This window comes from Bacillus cereus group sp. BfR-BA-01310 (genome assembly GCF_022664325.1).
In the GTDB taxonomy this organism is placed as follows: domain Bacteria; phylum Bacillota; class Bacilli; order Bacillales; family Bacillaceae_G; genus Bacillus_A; species Bacillus_A paramycoides.
Window position 1 is genome coordinate 11,867 of sequence record NZ_JAKUHD010000010.1, and the last position, 16,052, is coordinate 27,918.

Below are 16,052 nucleotides of genomic sequence, written 5' to 3' on the forward strand. Positions count from 1 at the left end.
ATGCCCCTCGTTAATTTAATTGGTTTGGTAATAATTTCTCGCTTAATTTAATGTTGTCACGGTAATCGATTGGAATATCAATAATGACAGGGCCCTCTGCTTCTAATGCCGTTTTTAATACATCTTCTAATTCGTCTGGTGTATTGACACGAAGACCTATTGCACCGAAACTTTCCGCATATTTCACAAGATCAACATCGCCAAATTCTGTAGCTGATGTTCTGCCGTATTTCATCATTTGTTGGAACGCAACCATATCATATGTACCGTCTCTCCAAACGAGATGTACAACCGGCGCATTTAAACGGACAGCTGTTTCTAACTCCATCGAAGAGAATAAGAAACCACCATCACCTGACACGGAAACTACTTTTTTACCTGGTTCTACTAACGTTGCAGCGATTGCCCAAGGTAGCGCAACACCTAACGTTTGCATACCGTTACTAAATAATAGTCTACGTGGTTCATAAGAACGGAAACATCTCGCCATCCAAATAGAATGTGAACCGATGTCACACGTAACAGTTGTATCGTCACTAATTAAAGAACGCAATGTACGAATGACTTGCAATGGATGAGTAACACCTTCTGAAGCACGATTTGGAACTTCCGCTTGTTCTGATAATTTCGCACGCAATCGTTCTAAAACTGCTTCTGATTCCGTCTTTAATACAAGCTTCGGTAATTTCTCTGCAATACTATTTACAGTTAAAGCGATATCACCAATTAATTCACGCTCTGGTTGATAATCATGGTCTATATCTGCTTGGTGATCGTCAAGATGAATAATTGTTCTGTCTCCAAGCTTATTCCAGAACTTTGGATCATACTCAATTGGATCATAACCGATAGATACAACAAGATCGGCTTCTTCTAGTAAAATATCACCTGGTTGATTGCGGAATAATCCAACGCGGCCGAAGAAATGATCTTCTAACTCACGTGAAATCGCACCCGCTGCTTGATACGTTTCTACAACAGGAAGTTCTGTACCAGCAATTAATTCACGAACCGCTTTCGTTACTTCATTTGTGCTCGCTCTCATACCAAGTAAAATAACTGGTAATTTCGCTGATTTTATTTTTTCTACTACATATGTAATATCTTGTGTGGGAGCGATTCCAAGCTGCGGCTTAGAAAGCGCACCGATAGACTCTACAGCCGTTTCCGCAGTCATAACGTCTTGCGGAAGACTTACTAGAGTTGCTCCTGGATTTGTAGAAGTAGCACTTCGAAATGCATTTGATAGTGCTTCTGGCACATTATCAGGATGCTCTACTTCTACGCTATATTTAGTGATTGGTTCGAATAGTGCAGCATTATCCATAGATTGATGCGTACGTTTTAATCGATCAGTACGCGGAACCGCACCAGCTAAAGCAACAACGGGATCACTCTCCGCATTCGCAGTAACAAGACCTGTCGCTAAATTTGATGTCCCTGGTCCTGAAGTTACAAGACATACACCCGGTTTCCCTGTTAATCTACCAATAGCCGCTGCCATAAATGCTGCGTTTTGTTCATGACGACAAACAATTAACTCTGGTCCTCTTTCTTGCAGTACATCAAATACAGAGTCAATCTTCGCTCCTGGAATACCGAAAACATGTGTAACACCTTGTTTAATTAAACAATCAACAACAAGATCTGCTCCTCTTGTTTTTGTTTTCACGTCGTTTGCTTTTACACCTGTACTCAAACTAATCATCCCTTTATTTCATAATGTGTGTAATAAAGATTTTAATTTCACCTAGTTAATTAATGTGGTGAAGTATTGTTTATCATTATATTACAAATACATTATTTTTCCAACGAGATGAATTTGACAGTATTTTGACAACCACTAAAGAATGCGCTTACAATTATTTATTTATCTTAAAATACCATTCTGATATTGTCACTTTACCCATAAACTTACCAGGAATTTTACAAAATAATAAATAAAAATACTTATCAGTGTAGGATATTCGAAATGATTAGCTTATTCATTAGAATCTTTGTGATTTAAACCATAACTTTGCCACTTGGGCAATGTTATGGTTCCTTTTAAAATTGTTTTGCGGGATCTGAGTCAAAAATCAAATTTATTCTTCACTCACCAAGCTTTCCCACTCACTTAAATACATAACATCTTGTTTTACTTTTTTCTTTTCAGGAAGTAAACACAGAAATTCTAAAGAATTGCCGTCAGGATCATAAAAATAAAGATTTGCAGTAGGTGTCCAGGTATGAACCATAGGCTCGGAAGGTTCAAGACCAAAAGCGGCCCTTGGGTTTATTCCTTTATTAAGAAGCCATTCTCTTGCATGGATGATTTCTTCATAGTTAACCTTGAATGCAAAGTGACTTGTATGGAATGCTTCTTCTGATACCTCCCAAACGCCCAGCATTTGTTCCTTCTTATTTTCTTTATCAAACCAAAAGAATGCTACACGGCGTTCTTCAATAGTGCGAGCATGAAATAATCCAAGTTTAGTATAAAACTCTTTTGCTACTTCTAAATTTTTTGTTTTAACATGTGTTTCATATAAAGTACCTGGAAACAAAGCATATCCCTCCTTTATATTTTTAGAAATTCTTACTATAAAGCCTATTTTAATAAATTAGAAATAGAAGTGATATCGTATTTTCTTTAAATGTTTTGTTCAATTTTGTAGTACTTATTGGAAAAAACAATATTTCCAATTGTGGCGAACTTATGGGTTAATAAAAGATTCTTGGCCATATTATGCTTCTTGTTATAGATATCCCCCTCTAGGAATATATAACAATACTTTCATCTATTTATAGTATTAACAATATTACAGTACCTTGCAAAGAACACTAGTAAATGGTATATTTGTAAATAATTGAATAACCATTAATTGGAATTCTTATATCTCCATTTCAAAAGTTGCAGAAAGGTTGTGCTGTTTATAAAAAAAATAGATAAGATTCTCAGATGTGATTAATCATTTTATAAAGGAAAGTGATTGTAATGAACAAAAGTGAATTTTTAAAACAACTTAATTCTTCTCTAAGGAATATGCCTAATTCAGAAAGACAAGATATTATCTCGGAGTACGAAACTCATTTTATCAGTGGTAAACAGGATGGGAAGTCTGAAGAAGAAATTTCTAAAAAGCTAGGAAACCCTAAAACTATCGCTAAAGAACTTAATGTTACATATTCTATAAGCAACGCCGATCATAAACGCAGCCTCAAAAATATTATAACAGCAATATTTTCTGTTATGAGCTTAAGTTTTTTGAACTTTATATTTATCATTATCGCCTTTTTCTTATTACTCTTTCTATTGCCGATTCTTCTAGCACTTATAATTGCCACTCCATTATTAATCATTTCACCTATCTTATTACTAGGATTAGGATTTTTTAAAGGGTTTCATCAAATCAGTTATTCAGATGTATATAGTGTGTTCATAGCTTTTTGCATCGGCTTACTAATCTCTGTAATATCTTACCAAATGATAAAACATGTATACTCACTTTTAGTAAAGTATTTAAAATGGAATTTAGCCGTTTTACAAAGATACTAATGAATGAAAAAGGAGATTAAAATGAAGAAATATACTTTATACCTACTCATGCTGCTTACTCTTTTATTTATATCAGCTTGTTCACACAATGCACAATCTAATGAAGCAAACGATGCACAAGATGATAAATTAGACGATGTACAATCTATTAAAGATGTTACTATTAAAATTCCAGAAAATATATTCAATTCCTCAAAAAAGAATGAAAATATTAATGAAGATGAAATGAAAAAAAGTATAAAAAATTATATAGATTATAGTTGGGAGTTATCTGAAAATATCATTCCTCTCGCTTCAACAACTTCTGATAAGAATTTTACTGAATCTGACCGAGAAAAATTACAAAAACTAATCGATTTAGCGAAACAAAATGATGCGAATTTCTATAATTTTATTAGTACTAATACTATACCTGATGATTATAAGCAGCCTTCGAAGGAAATCTATGAATTTATTTCATCGTCTACGGCACTTTCAGTAGAACTAGACCAGGAAATAGACAAACTCGCACAAGATGGTAACTTGTTCAAGACAGATTTTTCTTTCACAAAGCGCTTTGAGAAAGTTAATGGTAGAAAGCAAAAAGAGATTGAAAAGTTTTTGAACGAAAAAAATATTAAAACTTCAATTAACAGCAATAAAGAAAATTAAAAGATGTATTACATATCCCTTTCAAAATAACCACTAAAAAATGGCTATTTTGAAAGGGATTTTTTGTGATATAACTATCAACTTCCCTAAACAAAAAAGACGCTCCCATATTAGGAGCGTCTTCTATCATTACGCTTGTTGCGCGCTATATAATTCTTCAAGTGGCTTCATGATGATTTTGTTAACGTCAGTGATAACGATGTTTAAACGTTGCTCAGTTTCCATTAACTTTGTGATTTTTGCATCTTGTTGAATGCGAGTTACAACTTCTTGTGCCTTTTGGTTATCTTCTTCAGTGATTTCTTGGCCTTGCATCATTTTTTGTTGTAAACCAAGTTGCATTGTACGGAACTCTTCAAATAAGTTCTTTGAAGCTGCATCTCCTTGTACTGCTGCGTAGCTTGCTTTTAATGTTTGGAAATCTTCGTTTTCAGCGATTGCTTTTTGTAATTCATATGCAACATCATGAATGTTTTTTGTCATTTTATTTTTCCTCCTTTAGAAGGCTAGCGCTTTTCGTACGCACTGCCTTTTAAGTGCTTTTTATCCGCACCTCTTCTTACCATATCAAACTATGCAAGAGATGTGAAGAAATTTCACTTTTATTTCTATGTACCCACCTTTATTACTTAAGGAATAAGAGCAACAAGCCTTGAATAAATCCAATCGTTCCTCCTAATAACGCTCCTAAATATGTAATCATTTTTAACTCATTTTTTGTAATAGATAATACGAGATCTTCTAGTCTCTCTGTTGAAAAGGTAGATACTTCTTGCTGGACGATTTCCGCAAGGTGTAGATTTTTCAATATATCTCCGACGTTTTCTGTCCCCCACTTCAAGCCTTTCTGCATCAGGCTAGGGACCACTATTTCAACGATCGTTTCTCGAACCGGCTCACATACTTGCTGAACAGACTGATTTAAAAATCTACTCACTGTTTCCTCTACTTTAACCGCTGACAATATGGAGCTCACAATCATTTCTTTCTCTACGAACGTTTCTAATTCTTTTACGTCTCTTCCTTTTAACTTTTCCCACTCTTTTTGCAGTACATCAGTTAAAAGTTGTCCTGTTCCATCTTGTCCTAAAAACTTAATAACTTCCGGCTGCACACGATCCACTAAACTTACATTCCCTAAAAACATACCAACTAAGTTAAGCAACGTTCCTCGAGAAGCAAAAAAGTCATCAATCATTTTTGAAAGACGTGCCTTTCCTTCTTCACTTTCAAAAAAGCTAATCCCTCTATTCAAAATAAAAGACGCTACATTTGGAATCGCATTCTCTACTTTTTCATGAACAGACTGAGGTAAGGCTTGTTCCCATGTATATGTATAGTACTCTGCTAAAAATGCATGAGTTCTTTCTGTAATAACATGTTCGATTTTTTGAGTCGCCTCTTCTTCTACATGTGCTACATTCCATTTTTCTAACATATCTCGTAACGACTGTTCATTCGTAATTACTTTATCCACTTCCACCTGCGCCCAGTGGATTAAACTTTTTTGAAACTCTTCATTCGTTAGTTTCTTTCCGATTCCTTCTGGTGTTAACAAGTGATCTACAACCATTTTCCCTAATTGAACAGCAAGCTCATCACGGCGCTTCGGAATTAACCCCGGCGTAAATGGAACTTGAAACTTCCCAATATAAATAGGACGATGAGGACGAAATAACATTTTTATCGCTAAATGATTCGTGTATCCTCCAATAATTGCCCCGAGCCCTGTCGTTGTTAACATATTCAACCATATATTCATTATAATCAACCTTTCACTTCTCTAAAACGATAGCATATCGTCATACGGACAAAAGTATAATGGTATAAAAACGTATTTGCAATATATAGCTTCGCCTATTATGCAAACATCTTGTTAATAAAGGAGTGATTTCGTTGGTTCTTGGTCTTTTAACTTCTCAATTTCATCATGAGCAAACGTATTACACCGAAATCGCTAAGCGAGCTCGACTTTATCATAACGTCGTTGCCCAATTCACACCGTTTAGCATTGATTCAAAGACAGATCTTGTTTCCGGTCTTATTTACGATACAGATACAGGAAATTGGATAGATCAAACCTTTCCCATTCCTTCATATATATATGATCGTTGTCATTTCAAAGAGGATGAGGAATTCCAACAAGCAAAACCGATTATTCATTCATTACACAAACGCTCTTCCACTACTTTTTTAAATAACACGCTTATTAATCCAAGCAATTTACACAATCTTTTTCTTGCTAATAAACGTCTTTCCCCTTACATACCAAAAATTAAAAAAGGAACAGTACAAGGAATTTTCAAATTACTACTAGAAACAAGAGATATTATTATAAGACCACTGAATATACATTCCAATGAAGATGTATATCGAGCCACTTACAAAAATAAAACATTTCATATCGATACAATAAATGAACAGCATCATCCTTCTACTCAATTTAAACGGACCGATGAATTTATATCATGGTGCAAATTTAACATACAATTATCCCGTTATATGATTCACCCAATGCTACAACCTCCAAATCAACTATCATATCCAATCCATATTCGAACCATTATACAAAAAAATAAAGAACAGCATTGGGAAGTGCTCGGTCAATTTATACAAAAAGGTTCATTCCCTGCACAATTTTTACTTTCAGCAACAGAACGTTCTATGTTACATCCATTTTCTAAAATTAAATATTTACTTTCTTCAACTGGCGTTCAATTATTGAAAGATGCTTTACATGACGTTGTAACTGAAGTTTTTCAAACACTTGATCAGTCATATTCTTCATTATTTGAACTAGAACTTTCTACCATTATGGATCAAAAAGGGGCCATTTGGCTTATGTACGTCAATACGATGCCGTCATACGAAATTTACACTAGATACAATGATCAGTTAGCTGAGCAAATTTTTCATGGTCCATTAAAGTTTAGCCGTTTCACACCATAATGAAAGGAGGAGAAACTCTGTTGAAAGAGCACGTATATACATTAAACATTTCAGATGAGTATCCAAATAGTATTACTTTACCTTACGTTTTTTCTATTACACCACCGATTACATCCCTTTCCTTTGGTATACGTTATATCGCATGTGAAGATATTAAAATTCATTATTCATTCACTCGCGAAATCACTATTGGAAAACACATTGCAGACAAACTTTTACTACCGGGTTCAACGACAATCCATGCACTCACACAAAATCAAACAATCATTTTTGGTCCATTAATCGGGATTTTCACAACTGGTTTTAACGATGAATCCAATACTCCTTTAGGAAATCGTTCAACTTCTCTCGGTGAGTTACTAACACTACCATTCACATTGCGACCATTTGTATTTGTCTTTGGCGTTCAACATATAAATTGGGAAGAAGAAACAATTGAAGGGTACTTCTATCAAGAAGAAAGATGGGTAAAAAGCAAAGTCCCTTTACCGAATGTCATTTACGACCGATTACCAAATCGCCAATCAGAAAATTACAAACCAATCGTGAGGGCAAAGAAACGATTAGAAAGCGATTATGCAATCCCATGGTTTAATCCAGGGTTTTTCAACAAATGGGAAGTTCATCAACTCCTAATGAAAGAAAATTCGATTAAACCATTCTTGCCAAAAACAGAAGCTTTTCAACATTTCGAACAAGTAGAACGACTTCTTGGTACGTATAAGTATATTTATATGAAACCGATACATGGTAGCTTCGGGAGAAATATTCATCAAATACTCTATTCTCAAGCAGAGAATCGCTACTATTGTCGTTATCGTGAAAATGACCAAAACAAACTAAGAAAGTATCAATCATTAGAAGCACTTCTTAACCATGTGTTAAAAGGACATGATTTAAAAAATTTTATCGTACAGCAAGGCATCTCATTGCTCCGCTTCGAGGGGCAACCCGTCGATTTTCGCATCCATACAAATAAAAACCATTTTGGCAATTGGATAGTTAGTGCAATTGTCGCCAAAATCGCTGGCAAAGGTAGCTTAACAACTCATGTAAATAGCGGTGGTGATACAAAATTACTTCAGGAACTTTTTCCTGATTCAACAAAGCAAGTTCAAATTGAAAATACATTAAAACAAACAGCCTTACAAATAAGTTATGCACTCGATAAACAAGTAACCGGGAACATTGGCGAAATCGGTTTTGATATCGGTTTAGACACGATGGAAAAACCATGGCTATTTGAAGCAAATTCTAAACCTGGGCGAACTGTATTCCAAGATGAAAAGTTAAAAGAACAAAGTGAACTTACACGCCAATTATTTTATGAATATGCCATCTATTTAACTGAACATTCTTTGCGCGACACGAAAGAAAAAATGTCTCAAATAAAATCAGAGCCTTCGTCAAACACCGAAAATATCCCTTCCCCTATGATTAACTCACAAATACAAAAACTTCCACCTCACTCATAAGGTGGAAGTTTTCTATTTATCCCGATTGGTGAGGGCTGATAATCAGTGGGGGATGAACAAAACCCCCACTGATTAAAGTTTCACTTTATATGAGCTTCACTACAACTTCCGTTTCCAGATTACATACTCCGCAATAAAACACATGATTGCAATACTCTTGTGAATTATTATTTGTTAAACCGTCTACCGCACTTAATAATTCCTGATCCAAATATGCACTGTAATTATCTAAGTAATCTACAGTTTTCCCATAATCTTGGAGTACACCTTGGCAATTTTGACAAGAATATGTTTGTAATTCTAGTGCGTTGCAAAGCGGGCAAATTCCCATCGCTATTCCTCCATACGTTATCGTTTAAAACCTGTAAGACCTTTTTTTAGGTTAGAAGAGAGCATCTAGCCGGGCATAGGAGCGGTCAGTTCCTTTTTCTGCCTCATCCCGGGTTAATACAGAACTATGAAGTTGTTACCGATTTAATTTTTATTTTACTAAGCTGTAATTTATCTCACTTTAACAAATCATAAGTTAAGTAAGCCAAGCTGGTTATACAAAGAAAAAACACTCATATGATATTGCTCTTAGTTTAGCCTTCTTTCTTAAAAATACAACGATTACTCTTATTTCATAATTTACAAACTAGCGAAGATTTTTTACAAAATTTACAAATTATTATTTTGTATATCTTTCTAGGTAACATCCATACTATGAGTACAAACTTAATTACCGATGGATTAGCGCCAAACGGGGCGGCAATCTGGTTCAACTCCAGCTAGTCCAACCAAAAAACTTTTACACTCTAAGGAGGATATATTCCTATGGCAAACCAAAGTTCTTACAATCAATTAGTAGTACCAGGAGCAACAGCTGCAATCGATCAAATGAAGTACGAAATCGCTCAAGAATTTGGTGTACAATTAGGAGCAGATTCTACGGCTCGCGCTAACGGTTCTGTTGGTGGAGAAATTACAAAACGTTTAGTTGCAATGGCTGAACAAAGCCTTGGCGGATTCCAAAAATAAATATATATGGCAAAAAGGTCTCAGGGCATATGCCCTGAGACCTTTCTTATTTACTGCAACATTTGTAAAAACTTCTTCGTTCGTTCTTCTTTTGGATTTGTAAATACATCTTCTGGTGTACCTTGTTCGACAACGACACCGCCATCCATGAAAATAACACGGTTCGCAATTTGATGAGCAAAGCGCATTTCATGCGTTACAATGACCATCGTCATTCCTTCTTTAGCAAGTTCTTTCATTACCTTTAAAACTTCTTGAACTAGTTCCGGATCAAGCGCTGACGTTGGCTCATCAAATAGTAAAACTTCCGGCTCCATCGCAAGTGCACGAGCGATTCCGACGCGCTGTTGTTGTCCGCCTGATAACTGGAACGGATATAAATCTACTTTATCCGCAAGACCAACTTTTTCAAGGAAGTAGTTTGCTTTTTTCTTCGCTTCTTCTTTCCCCATCTTCTTCACTGTAACGAGCCCTTCCATTACATTTTGAAGTGCTGTTAAATGCGGGAATAGATTATGGTGCTGGAATACCATACCTGTTTGCGTACGAAGATTTACAATATCTTTCTTCGATACTTTTTTAGAGAAATCGAGCTCTTTATTACCGATGCGAATGCTACCAGCATTCGGTGTTTCTAACACATTGAGGCAACGTAGAAATGTCGTTTTACCAGATCCAGATGGCCCGATAATAACAACAACTTCGCCCTTCTCAACTGATAAATCTATATGTTTTAGTACGGTATTATCTCCGAAACTTTTTTGTAAACGTTGAATTGAAATCATAAAAACAAAAACTCCTTTTATGAAAGGATTATTTTAGAGTGTAACGTTCAGAACGTTTTTCTAATATTTGTTGCACAATAGATAATAGGAAGCAAATTACCCAATAAATAAGACCTGCTTCGAAATAAACGATTAAAAACTCATAGTTCATTGCCGCAATTTCCTGCGCTTTTCGGAACATTTCTGTTACTAAAATTAACGATGCTAATGAAGTATCCTTCACTAAACTAATAAATGTATTCGAAAGCGGCGGAATAGATACACGCGTTGCTTGTGGTAAAATAACACGTTTTAACGCTTGCGGGTATGTCATCCCAATTGTGTAAGCTGCTTCCCACTGCCCTTTCGGGATAGAAAGAATAGAAGCACGAATAATTTCAGATGCATATGCACCGACATTTAATGAAAATCCAACAACTGCTGCTGTATATGGCTCAACCTCAATATTAAGAGTTGGAAGACCATAGAAAATAATAAATAACTGTACAAGAAGTGGCGTTCCGCGAATGATAGATACATAGATACGAGCAATCCATTGTAAAATACGACTACCTGAAATACGCGCGAGCGCTGTTAACGTCGCAAGTATAATACCGATAATAAACGTAACAAGCGTTAATGGAATTGTCGTAAACACGGCTTCCTTCAGCATAGGCATGAAGGAAGTTTGCATAATATCTACCCATGTAGACAATCGATCTGAGACCAATGCACTACTTAGATACATTTTCACCGAACCATTTTTTCGCTATTTTGTCGTACGTACCATCTTTTTTCATATCTTCTAACGCTTTATTTACTTCTTGTACAAGCTTGTCGCTACCTTTGCGGAATAGGAAACCACTTTGTGATGCTTCTTTTTCTGTATCTACAATTTTAATTTTTGCATCTTTCTTCGTTTCTAAATAGTTCAATACTGATAACTTATCATTGATTGTAAAATCAACGCGACCAGTGTTTAATAATTCTGCTGCTTGGCTAAAGCCTTCTACACTAGTGATTTCTGCACCATTTTTCTTAGCAATATCTGCATAGTTACTTGTTAAAGATTGTGCCGCTTTTAATCCTTTCACATCAGCAAATGTAGCAGGTTTATCTTTATCCTTCGCAATAACTAATACCGCTGAAGATGAAACGTATGGACTAGAGAAGTCGTATTTCTTTTGACGATCTTCACGAATACCAACTTCGTTAGCAACCATGTCGAAACGTTTTGCATCTATTCCTGCAAGTAAGCTATCCCATTGTGTTTCTTTAAACACTGGTTTTACCCCTAAACGTTTTGCAACTTCTTCTGCTAATTCAACGTCAAATCCAGTTAATTTATTGCTTGAATCGTGGAATGTGAACGGCGGATATGTACCTTCTGTTCCAATTACAAGTTCACCGCTTTGTTTTATCTTTTGTAACGCATCTTGACTAGCTGTATCTTTTTTCTCTTCTTTGCCGCAGCCCGCTACAATCCCAATTGCTAATGTAGTTACTGCAAGCACTGAAAATAATTTTTTCATGATCGTGATCCTCCAAGTATTCTGATAGGAATTTAAAAACTATATTGATTGTATGCAATCTTGAACAATTTTTCAATGAAAATGTTCTTATTTAGTTTAACCTTTTTCTTCATAATCAAACAAAATGGAAAAATAACGCTACATACAAAAAATAAGTAACATTTTTTAATATAGCATTTATATAGAAAAAGGTAAAACAATACTTCTTATTATTCTTGCTTGTCATGATTTATCGCAGAATCGATATCCTTTGTCAAAACGTCGATATAATTTTAATCAAAAAAGAACTTGCGAAAATCGCAAGTTCTTCTAAATATTAAGCGCTCTGGTTTCCTTCCATTTGCGTTTTATACATATCGTAATAACGCCCGCGCTTTTTCATTAATTCATCATGAGATCCTTTTTCCAAAATCGTTCCTCTATCAAGCACAATAATTTGATCAGCGCTCTTAATTGTTGAAAGACGATGAGCGATAATAAACGTCGTTCTTCCTTTTTTCACAACTTCTAGCGCTTGTTGAATCATCGCTTCTGTCTCTGTATCAATACTAGAAGTCGCTTCATCTAAAATTAAAATCGCCGGATCAAAAGCAAGTGCCCTAGCAAACGATATAAGCTGACGTTCTCCGGTTGAAAGTGTACTTCCCTTCTCCGTAATTTCTTCATCTAAATTGTTCGCAAATCTTTCAGCACCAACATCACGTAACGCCTTTACGATACGCTCTTTTGAAATATTTTCGTTCTCTAAGCTTACATTGGATGCGACTGTCCCGCTAAATAAAAACGGATCTTGCAATACAATTCCCATATGTTCACGAGTTGCCTGTTTCGGCATTTCTGTTACATCGTGACCATCAATCGTAAGCTTTCCTTTTTGAAATTCATAAAATTGGAAGAGTACATTCATAATGGAACTTTTTCCTGATCCAGTATGACCAACAAGTGCCACTGTCTCCCCTTGTTTCGCTTCAAAAGAAATATTTTTCAATACTTCATCTTTCCCATTATAAGAAAATGACACATTATCGAATTTCACATTTCCGTTTAAACGAGGCATACGTTCTTCTTCTACTGCCTCTCCTTTTTCCTCTAACAATTCAAAAACACGCTCTGATGCAACACGTGATTGCTCTAAATTCGCAAGCTGATTCACCATATTTGTAATCGGCGAGAATAATCTCGTTAAATAATCAACGAAAGCATACAGTACCCCGAGTGAAACAATACCCGTAGCACTTAATGAAGCACCACCAAAATACCAAATCACTCCTGTAAAAGCGATGTTTCTTAATACAGACACTAAGTTATGCGATGTTGCTGCATTTAAATTTAAAATTTTATTTTGATATTTAAAATAATCGCCATTTAACTCTTCAAATTCCTTCTTCGTTTCACGCTCTTGACGGAATGCTTGAATGATTGGCATCCCTTGAATCGATTCATTCACTGTTCCGTTAATATCCGATAAACGCGAACGCATTTTATGATTGTATACAGACGCATACTTTCTATACAGTATCGCCCAAACAATTAAAATCGGGATAATTAATAAACAGAACATCGCAAGTTTTACATCGAGTAAAAATAGCGCAGCGAATATCCCAATAATATAAATAATACTAGAGACGAATGTCGCAAGTACCGTTACATATAAATCACGAATTGCCTCTGTATCATTCGTTACACGCGAAACAATTTTCCCTGCCGGTAAATGATCAAAATACCGAATTGGCAACGTTTGAATATGGGAAAAAACGTCTTCTCTCATAATTTGAATAATTTTGTTTGCTGCTTTCTGTAAGAAGAACTGCTTTCCATACGCAAATAATGATACGACTACTAATAAAGCGAAATATCCACCGCCAAGTAGTAATAGTCGGTTTATTTCTGGTTTATAAAACGCAAATACTTCTTCTTTCGTTAATGCTTTCGCTTTATACACCTGCACGGCCTTACCACTCTGAACGGTAATCACATCACCCTTAACGGACCGAGAACCTTCAAGCGTTATTTTATTCGGCACAAAATAGTACTGAAAATCAACTTGAATAACTCGAACTTCCTTCCCTTTTTTCTCGCCTTCCTCAAAGCGATCGCCTCGCTTATAAAAGGCGCCATTATACGAAACAGCATCCTCACTTTTTTCTGTTTCATACCAAGGCCTCTCTATGCCAACAATATGCTCATCAATCATCGTTTTTGCGACGAACGGACCTGCAAGCTCTGCAATGACGAAAACAAATAGCATCGCCATAGCTGCAAAAATTGGCCCTTTCACTTTCATCGCATATTGAAACAATCGTTTTGAAACGCTCATATTTTCACCCCACTATCCGCACTTTCACCTTGCTGCCGTTCGAACTGCTCAGCATACCAGCCCCCATTTCGAACGAGCGCCTCGTGCGAACCTTCTTCAATAACCTCACCGTTATCCATAACGAGAATCCAATCTGCGTGCTGTACCGCTGATAAACGATGCGTCGTGATAATCGTCGTCTTCCCGCTTCTTTCTGTTCGTATATTTTCAATAATTGCCGCTTCAGTACGAGCATCAACAGCTGATAAAGAATCGTCTAAAATTAAGATTTCCGGGTTTTGAATAACAGCTCTCGCAATCGAAATCCTTTGCTTTTGCCCACCTGATAAAGAAACACCTTTCTCTCCAACAAGCGTTTCTAAACCTTCCGGTAAAAACTCTAAATCCTTTTTAAACGCAGCTATTTCAATCGCTTTTTCAAGTTCTTCTTCAGTCGCTTCTCTGTTTCCGAATAAAATATTTTCCTTCGCTGTTTTTGAGAATAAAATGTGTTCCTGAGGTACATATCCAATCCAGCCAAGTACGTTATCATTCGTAATTTTATCTAGCGTCACATCAGAAACTGCAATATCTCCTTCTCCAAGTGGATATTGACGAAGAAGCTGACGAACGAGCGTCGTTTTCCCGCTTCCTGTTTTCCCAACAACTCCAAGTGTCTCTCCTTGTTTTAATGAGAACGAAACATTTTTTAAATTTGTTTCATTTGATGAAGGATATGAAAAAGAAACATTATTAAACTGAATGTAATCCGGCTCTTGTACAACCTTTGGATTTTTTGGATTCTTTACATCCGGTTCATAAGCTAACGTTTCATTCACACGATCTAACGAAGCATTTCCTCTTTGCATAACATTAATCAATTCACCAATTGCAAACATCGGCCAAATCATCATACCTAAATAGACGTTAAAAGAAACGAGTTCCCCAAGTGTTACTTTTGATTGGAACACGAGATATGCACCGTACACTAGACCAATTAAATAACTAAGACCAACGAGCATTTTCACAGTTGGCTGGAATAGCGCATCGATTCTTGCTACTTTCATATTTTTCTCGTATACGTCATCCCCTAAATGATGAAACCTTTCTTGATCAGCATTTTCTTGTACATACGCACGAATAACGCGTACACCAGCAATTGATTCAAGCACTTTATCATTCATATCTCCGAACGCATCTTGTGCAACGGTAAATCGTTCATGCAATTTCTTTCCGTATATATTCATCGCATACGCCATAATCGGAAGCGGTATAAGCGCAGCAAATGTTAGCTGCCAACTAATTGAAAAGCCCATCATACAAACGATTGTAAGCATATATAGACTAGAATCAACGAGCGTTAATATACCAAAACCTGCTGTCATCGCAATTGCTTTTAAGTCATTCGTCGCTCGCGCCATTAAATCGCCAGTACGATTTTTTTGATAAAACGTCGGCGTCATCTTGAGTAAATGCCCCATAAATTTTGAACGCATCGTTTTCTCAAGTACGAACGCCCCACCAAATAGTTGATGCTGCCAAATAAAAGTGAGCACATACCCGCCTATCGTTACCCCAAGTAAAATAAAAATATATTGCATAATCGCCTCGTTCGTTAAGGCTCCTGTTTTAATATTATCAATTGTAATTCCTAACACCTTCGGAGGAATTACCTCTATTACGTTTACAATTAAAAGTACCCCAATTGCGATACTATACCTTTTCCAATGTTCTTTAAAAAACCATCCTAATTTTTGCAGTACTGAAAACAATATAACCTCTCCCTTCTCGTTCTCGTTTGACTCACATTTCTTTATCCGCTATCCA

Annotated in this window: 15 protein-coding genes; 5 read left to right on the forward strand and 10 right to left on the reverse strand. The window is 35.9% G+C overall.

Annotated features, from left to right (window positions below; all coding sequences use genetic code 11):
- Nucleotides 1-10: 10 nt before the first annotated feature.
- Entirely contained in the window at nt 11-1,699 is a 1,689-nt protein-coding gene (gene alsS / locus MR109_RS18875) for an acetolactate synthase AlsS (protein WP_242273505.1), read from the reverse strand.
- A 385-nt stretch (nt 1,700-2,084) separates the two neighbouring features.
- Entirely contained in the window at nt 2,085-2,546 is a 462-nt protein-coding gene (locus MR109_RS18880; protein ID WP_178940763.1) for a VOC family protein, read from the reverse strand.
- 431 nt (nt 2,547-2,977) lie between these two features.
- On the opposite strand from MR109_RS18880, the gene MR109_RS18885 reads away from it, so the two are divergent.
- On the forward strand, nt 2,978-3,538 hold the full coding sequence (locus MR109_RS18885; RefSeq protein WP_242273506.1) for an HAAS signaling domain-containing protein: 561 nt from the start codon (nt 2,978-2,980) through the stop codon (nt 3,536-3,538).
- Nucleotides 3,539-3,559: 21 nt separating this feature from the next.
- Nucleotides 3,560-4,189 carry an NDxxF motif lipoprotein gene (locus MR109_RS18890; RefSeq protein WP_242273507.1) on the forward strand — a complete coding sequence of 210 codons (630 nt, stop codon included), beginning with the start codon at nt 3,560-3,562 and terminating at the stop codon, nt 4,187-4,189.
- 129 nt (nt 4,190-4,318) lie between these two features.
- Here MR109_RS18890 and MR109_RS18895 read toward each other — a convergent pair whose 3' ends face one another.
- Both MR109_RS18895 and MR109_RS18900 read right to left on the reverse strand, forming a co-directional pair.
- Nucleotides 4,319-4,672 (reverse strand): YlbF/YmcA family competence regulator, encoded by a 354-nt coding sequence (locus MR109_RS18895; protein ID WP_002170555.1) that lies wholly within the window; start codon nt 4,670-4,672, stop codon nt 4,319-4,321.
- Nucleotides 4,673-4,814: 142 nt separating this feature from the next.
- Nucleotides 4,815-5,960, reverse strand: coding sequence for a DUF445 domain-containing protein (locus MR109_RS18900; protein WP_242273509.1), 1,146 nt, complete (start codon nt 5,958-5,960; stop codon nt 4,815-4,817).
- A gap of 125 nt (nt 5,961-6,085) precedes the next feature.
- On the opposite strand from MR109_RS18900, the gene MR109_RS18905 reads away from it, so the two are divergent.
- Nucleotides 6,086-7,138, forward strand: a complete 1,053-nt coding sequence (locus tag MR109_RS18905; RefSeq protein ID WP_242273511.1) for a YheC/YheD family protein — start codon at nt 6,086-6,088, stop codon at nt 7,136-7,138.
- 20 nt (nt 7,139-7,158) lie between these two features.
- On the forward strand, nt 7,159-8,613 hold the full coding sequence (locus MR109_RS18910) for a YheC/YheD family endospore coat-associated protein (protein WP_242273513.1): 1,455 nt from the start codon (nt 7,159-7,161) through the stop codon (nt 8,611-8,613).
- 85 nt (nt 8,614-8,698) lie between these two features.
- Here the strand turns inward: MR109_RS18910 and MR109_RS18915 are convergent, their stop codons facing one another.
- Nucleotides 8,699-8,944, reverse strand: coding sequence for a hypothetical protein (locus tag MR109_RS18915; protein WP_071720477.1), 246 nt, complete (start codon nt 8,942-8,944; stop codon nt 8,699-8,701).
- A gap of 485 nt (nt 8,945-9,429) precedes the next feature.
- On the opposite strand from MR109_RS18915, the gene sasP reads away from it, so the two are divergent.
- A complete protein-coding gene (gene sasP, locus MR109_RS18920) occupies nt 9,430-9,633 on the forward strand; it encodes a small acid-soluble spore protein, SasP family (RefSeq protein WP_000013349.1) in 204 nt (67 codons plus the stop codon).
- 50 nt (nt 9,634-9,683) lie between these two features.
- On the opposite strand, the gene MR109_RS18925 is transcribed toward sasP, so the two are convergent.
- The 5 genes from MR109_RS18925 to MR109_RS18945 all read right to left on the reverse strand — a co-directional run bounded on the left by MR109_RS18925 (nt 9,684) and on the right by MR109_RS18945 (nt 15,997).
- Complete coding sequence (locus MR109_RS18925; RefSeq protein ID WP_002170550.1) at nt 9,684-10,418, reverse strand: amino acid ABC transporter ATP-binding protein; 735 nt, start codon at nt 10,416-10,418, stop codon at nt 9,684-9,686.
- Nucleotides 10,419-10,446: 28 nt separating this feature from the next.
- Nucleotides 10,447-11,145, reverse strand: a complete 699-nt coding sequence (locus MR109_RS18930; RefSeq protein WP_242273515.1) for an amino acid ABC transporter permease — start codon at nt 11,143-11,145, stop codon at nt 10,447-10,449.
- A complete protein-coding gene (locus tag MR109_RS18935) occupies nt 11,132-11,929 on the reverse strand; it encodes an amino acid ABC transporter substrate-binding protein (protein WP_071720481.1) in 798 nt (265 codons plus the stop codon). The genes MR109_RS18930 and MR109_RS18935 overlap by 14 nt, the downstream gene beginning before the upstream one ends.
- 316 nt (nt 11,930-12,245) lie before the next feature.
- Complete coding sequence (locus MR109_RS18940) at nt 12,246-14,246, reverse strand: ABC transporter ATP-binding protein (RefSeq protein ID WP_242273516.1); 2,001 nt, start codon at nt 14,244-14,246, stop codon at nt 12,246-12,248.
- Nucleotides 14,243-15,997: an ABC transporter ATP-binding protein gene (locus tag MR109_RS18945; protein WP_242273517.1), complete on the reverse strand. Its 1,755-nt coding sequence runs from the start codon at nt 15,995-15,997 to the stop codon at nt 14,243-14,245. The genes MR109_RS18940 and MR109_RS18945 overlap by 4 nt, the downstream gene beginning before the upstream one ends.
- Nucleotides 15,998-16,052 lie beyond the last annotated feature (55 nt).